General features: G+C 72.1%; 6 protein-coding genes and 1 pseudogene. 1 reads left to right on the forward strand and 6 read right to left on the reverse strand.

Features of this window, described 5'->3' with window-relative positions:
• From bla to AB0A63_RS40495, 3 genes are all read right to left on the reverse strand, one after another.
• Window positions 1-944: class A beta-lactamase (gene bla, locus AB0A63_RS40485; RefSeq protein ID WP_360402153.1), on the reverse strand; the 944-nt coding region annotated here is incomplete at its 3' end.
• Window positions 945-1,014: 70 nt separating this feature from the next.
• The gene (locus AB0A63_RS40490; RefSeq protein ID WP_360402156.1) at window positions 1,015-1,845 is read right to left on the reverse strand and encodes a phosphatase PAP2 family protein; all 831 of its coding nucleotides are present in this window, start codon (window positions 1,843-1,845) and stop codon (window positions 1,015-1,017) included.
• Between the two features lie 25 nt (window positions 1,846-1,870).
• Window positions 1,871-2,533 (reverse strand): TetR family transcriptional regulator, encoded by a 663-nt coding sequence (locus AB0A63_RS40495; RefSeq protein WP_360402159.1) that lies wholly within the window; start codon window positions 2,531-2,533, stop codon window positions 1,871-1,873.
• A 73-nt stretch (window positions 2,534-2,606) separates the two neighbouring features.
• Between AB0A63_RS40495 and AB0A63_RS40500 the strand changes: the two genes are divergently transcribed.
• Window positions 2,607-3,164: an ester cyclase gene (locus tag AB0A63_RS40500; protein ID WP_360402162.1), complete on the forward strand. Its 558-nt coding sequence runs from the start codon at window positions 2,607-2,609 to the stop codon at window positions 3,162-3,164.
• A 33-nt stretch (window positions 3,165-3,197) separates the two neighbouring features.
• Here the strand turns inward: AB0A63_RS40500 and AB0A63_RS40505 are convergent, their stop codons facing one another.
• The 3 genes and pseudogenes from AB0A63_RS40505 to AB0A63_RS40515 all read right to left on the reverse strand — a co-directional run.
• A complete protein-coding gene (locus tag AB0A63_RS40505) occupies window positions 3,198-3,803 on the reverse strand; it encodes a response regulator transcription factor (protein WP_360402165.1) in 606 nt (201 codons plus the stop codon).
• Entirely contained in the window at window positions 3,800-4,762 is a 963-nt protein-coding gene (locus AB0A63_RS40510) for an ATP-binding protein (RefSeq protein ID WP_360402168.1), read from the reverse strand. Before AB0A63_RS40510 ends, AB0A63_RS40505 begins: the two co-directional genes overlap by 4 nt.
• A gap of 129 nt (window positions 4,763-4,891) precedes the next feature.
• Window positions 4,892-4,986, reverse strand: a pseudogene (locus AB0A63_RS40515) (Phenylacetic acid catabolic protein); the annotation flags it as partial.

The raw sequence follows: 4,986 nt of genomic DNA on the forward strand, positions 1-4,986 counted from the left end.
GCTGACGGCGGACCGCGCGTTCTCGATCTTGCTCGACAACGCGGCGAGCGCCGGGCAGGTGCGCCCGCTGCTGCCCGCGTCGGCCGGCTGCGTGGCTGGGCCACCAGCGGCTCGTCCGCCCCGGCCTTCGGGTCCTCCGGCTTGGTGACCAGCACGGCGATCACGATCGGCGCGCGGCCGGGCGGCCAGGCGATGCCGACGTCGTTGGTGGTGCCGTAGCTGCCGGTGCCGGTCTTGTCGCCGAGCCGCCACTCACCGGGCAGGCCGGCCCGGATGCGGTTGGCGCCGGTGGTGTTGGCGAGCAGCCAGTCGGTCAGCTGGCGGGCGTCCGGCCGTTCGAGCGCGTGGCCGACGGTCAGGCGGGCGTAGGACTGGCCGATCGCCCGCGGCGAGGTCGTGTCGAGCTCCTGCCACGGTTCGGCGGAGTTGAGCTCGGGCTCCCAGCGGTCCAGGCGCGTGACCGGGTCGCCGATCGAACGGCAGAACCGGGTGACGGCGCTCGGGCCGCCCAGCTCGCGCAGCAGGAGGTTGGCCGCGGCGTTGTCGCTGTAGGTGATGGTGGCCTCGCACAGGGCCCTGACGGTCATGCCGTTCGCGAGGTTCTCCGGCTTGCCGGTGATGGGCCCGTAGCCGGACTTCTCGACCTCCGCGGAGGTGTAGCGGACGACCTTCCCGAGCAGTGCGCCGTCCTGGTCGCGCCGCAGCACCGCCCCCGCGACGAGCGTCTTGAACACCGAGCAGATCGGGAAGCGCTCGTTCGACCGGTGCAGGACCGTCCTGCCGGTTCCCGTGTCGCTCGCGAAGACGCCCAGCCGGGCACCGTGCTGCCGTTCCAGGTCCCGCAGCCGGCCGGTGATCGGTGAGGCCTGCGCCTGCGCGGGCACCGCGACGGCCAGTGCGGCCCCCGCCCCCAACGCCAGCGCTACCCGACGGTTGACTCCCAACGCATTGTCCCCTTTCCACGTAACCCCTCGCCCACCAGGACGCGCTGGAGATCAACTGGTTGCCCGGCGGTCAGCAGACGCGCCGCCAGCAGGCCAGGAACGCGAGCGCCGCCGCGACCGACCCGGCCGACGCGAGCGACCCCGCGCCCAGGTAGATCACCCACTCGTCCGCGCCGAGCCCCTCCCTGGCCAGCGGCACCGCCCACAGGAACACGCCGAGCACGAGCGACACCAGGCCGCCCAGCGCCCAGAACACGATCAGCACCACACGTGGTTTCTTGCTGGGCCCCTCATACCGTTCGAGTGCTCCCCTGCGGGCGAGCCACCAGGACGCCAGCGCCGCGACCGCCAGCGCGATCGCGTCCGCGGCCAGCGTGTCGCTGAGCCGGTGCCACTTCGCGACCAGCGTGTACTGCCCGATGCCGACCGCCCACGGCAGGACGAAGAACAGCATCACGCCCCGCCACCGGTACGGCACCACGATCACCGCCGCGAACAGCACCGTCATGGCGATCGTCGTGTGCCCGCTGGGCAGGCTGTTGTGCGCGTAGTCGCCGGTGACCTGCACCAGCGCCGGCCTCGGCAGCACGAACCGCTTGAGCACCTGCACCACGGCCTGCCCGGCGACGATCACCCCGACGGCGGCGACGGCCAGGTCCCAGCGCTTGCGCAGGACCCCGACGAGCGCCACGGCCACGACGGCCGCCGCGAGCGAGTAGACGGTGATGTCCCCCAGCGCCTGCCAGGCGGCGTCCGTTTCGGACACGTCGTCCTGGTCGGCGCCGCGCAGGGCGGCGTTCTCGATGGTCTGACCGGCTCTGGTCAGCACGGCGAGCACGTAGACGACCGCCGCCACCACGAAACCTGAGACCGCCACCACCGGCCAGCGTCGAGAGTTCACGCGCAGGAGTCTGCTGCTGTTCTGATCAACTCGCCTGTCGAAGATCGGCGATGCGGTCGAGCACGGCCGTGACGGCGAGCATCACGCCGTAGTCGAACTCGGCGCGCCGGTCGAACCGCGCGAGCTGCGGGGCGAGCGCCGCCACGGCGGGCAGACCGGAGCCGGCGAGCACCTCCGCGCGGGAGCCGTCCGGGTCGCCGAACGCCGGGGCCGCTGCCACCTCGCGCAGCAGGGTGCCGACCAGCGTCGCGAGCAGCATCCGCAGCAGGTGGACGGCCTCCGCGGCCGGTGCGCCGGCGTCGAGCAGCACGGTCAGCACCGCGTCGACCGGGGCGAGGCCCTCCAGCGAGCCGAGCTGGCGGGTCAGCACGAGGGGCGCGGCCTGCGGGTGCTCCAGGGCCCGCGTGCGGAAGCTGTCGGCGATGGCGTGCAGGTCGTGGCGGGGGTCGCCGGTGCGTGCGGGCAGTGCGAGACCGGCCAGCAGGTGCTCGGCGACCGCGTCGAGGAGGTCGTCCTTGCCGGCCACGTGGTTGTAGAGGCTCTTCGGGTCGACCCCGAGGACGCGCGCGACCGACCGCATGCCCACGGCCGCCGTCCCCTCCGCGTCCAGGACCTGCAACGTCGCCGCCACGACCGCCGCGCGCGACAGCACGGCGGCGCCCTTGGGCGGCCTGCCCCGACGGGTCATGCCCACCACCCCTTGCTCGAACCCACGCCGTGGACCTACTTTAACCCACACCGTGGGTAAATGGAGGAGAGACATGCGATCGCGGTTCGACATGCCCGGTGAAGAGGTCCTGAAGGCGCGCGAGAAGCTCGTGCTCGACCACTTCCACGACGAGGTGGTGCACGACTGGGACGCGACCCTCTCGACGTTCCCGCACCCGCACTACGAGCTCATCGCGCAGATGGTCGTGCACGACGGCGACGAGGACGTGCGGCGGTACTACGCCGACACGCGCACGGCGTTCCCCGACCAGGACCACGAGCTGATCGCGTTGCGGCACAGCCACGACGCGGTGATCGTCGAGTTCTGGCTGCTGGGCACGCACCTCGGGCCGCTGGGCAAGATCCCGCCGACGGGCGGGAGGCACCGCACGCGCATGACGGCGTACTTCGTGTTCGACGAGGACGAGAACCTGGTCACCGAACGCGTCTACTTCGACCAGCTGACCGTCCTCAAACAGGTGATCAGCGGCATCGACCGGCGCTCACCGCGCGGGCTCGCGAAGCTGTTCAAGGTGGTGAGGGGCATGCTCGCGATGTCCGGCGGCAAACCCGACCCGCGCCTCACCGCCACCACCCCACCCGCACTCTGACCACCCCTGCTTCTGCCTGGGCAAGCAGGGGGGTTAGAGGCGGATCAGTTTGCGTTCCACGGCGGTCGTCACGGCCGCCGTGCGCGTCTCCACGCCGAGCTTGTCGAAGATCCGCACCAGGTGGGTCTTCACGGTGGCCTCGCTGATGAACAACGCCCTGGCGATCTCCCGGTTCGACAGGCCCTTGGCCAGGTGCTCCAGGATCTGCACCTCACGGCGGCTGAGCTTCGGCGCCGGACGGCGGACCTGGCTCAGCAGCCGTTGCGCGATGTCGGGCGACAGCACGGTCTGGCCGCTCGCCGCGGTGCGCACGGCGGCGGCGAGGTCCCCTGGCGCGCAGTCCTTGAGCAGGTAGCCGATCGCGCCGGCCTCGACAGCGCGCACGATGTCGGCGTCCGAGTCGTACGTCGTGAGCACCACGACCTGCGGCGGCGACGGCAGCGCGCGAATTCTCGTGGTGGCCTCGACACCGTCGATGCCCTTGCCCAGCTGGAGGTCCATCAGCACGACCTCCACAGTGGACGCGAGCTCGACGGCACGTTCACCGGTCGGTGCCTCCACCACCTCGAAGTCGCGCGACAGCAGTCCGACCAGTCCGAACCGGACCACCGGGTGGTCGTCGACCACCAGCACCCTCACGGCGTCGGCACCGTCACGGCCACGGCGGTTCCCTCCCCCGGCGCGCTCTCCACGGACACCGTGCCACCCAGCTCGGTGATGCGCCCGCGGATCGAGGCCAGGCCGTAGCCGCGGCCCTCCACCGGCACGACCGCGGCCGGGTCGAACCCGCGGCCGTCGTCCACCACGTCCAGCGTCACCGCGTCCCCCAGGTACGACAGCGTGATCGCCACCCGCGCGGCACGGGCGTGCTCGGCGGCGTTGGCCACGGCGCCCTGCGCGACCCGCAGCAGCGCCACCTCGGTCTGCACGCTCAACGGGTACGGCTCGCCGTCGACCTCGACGTGCGGGCACAGCCGGTGCAGCGCGTCGACCAGCGTGCCGCGGATCGGCGCGAGGTCGCGGACGAACCGGCGCGCCTCGGCGAGGCTGTCCCTGGCGACGGTGGCCGCGCGGTCGTGCTCTCCCAGCTCCAGCAGCAGGGTGATGCTGGAGAACCCCTGCGCCAGCGTGTCGTGGATCTCGCGGGCGACCCGCTGGCGTTCCTGCAGCGCCCCCGCCTCGCGCAGCAGCCGCGCCCGGTCGAAGAACACCGCCGCCGTCAGCACCGCCACCCCGATCGGCCCGAGCACGAGGCTGAGGTCGAACGCCGCCGCCAGCCGGATCTGCGCCAGCACCACCGCGCACGTCAGCACGCCCGCGATCGGCAGCGCGACCCGCGGCCGCAGCTGCCGCAGGCACTGGAAGAACAGCGGGATCGCGCACCACCCGAAGCTCGGCGCGACCCACACGAGCACCAGCCACACCGCGAGCACGACCGGCAACGCCCGCGTCCACCGCACCCCCGCCGGGTACGCGAGCCCCAGCGCCGCGGTCAGGCCGAGCACCAGCACGCCGGCGCCGTGGTACGTCGCGTACCGCGCCGCCGACGCCGTCAACAGCACGTAGAAGCCCGCGTGCATCGCCCGGTGCAGCCACACGTCGGCGACTGTAGGCGAGCGGTGCCGGTGCGCGGGTCAACCGATGGGTTGAACGCCGGTTCAACCGTCACCACCAGGTTCCCGCTGCTCCCGTTCGCGATCGTGGAGCACATGGACATCAAGAAGATCGGAGATCCAGTTGCCCTCCGGCTGCATCCCGATGATCTCGGAGTGCGCGTGCTGGGCGATCTGCCTGATCAACGTCTTGCGGTAGCCGTCGGGCA

The organism is Lentzea sp. NPDC042327, assembly GCF_040647275.1.
Classification (GTDB): Bacteria; Actinomycetota; Actinomycetes; order Mycobacteriales; family Pseudonocardiaceae; genus Lentzea.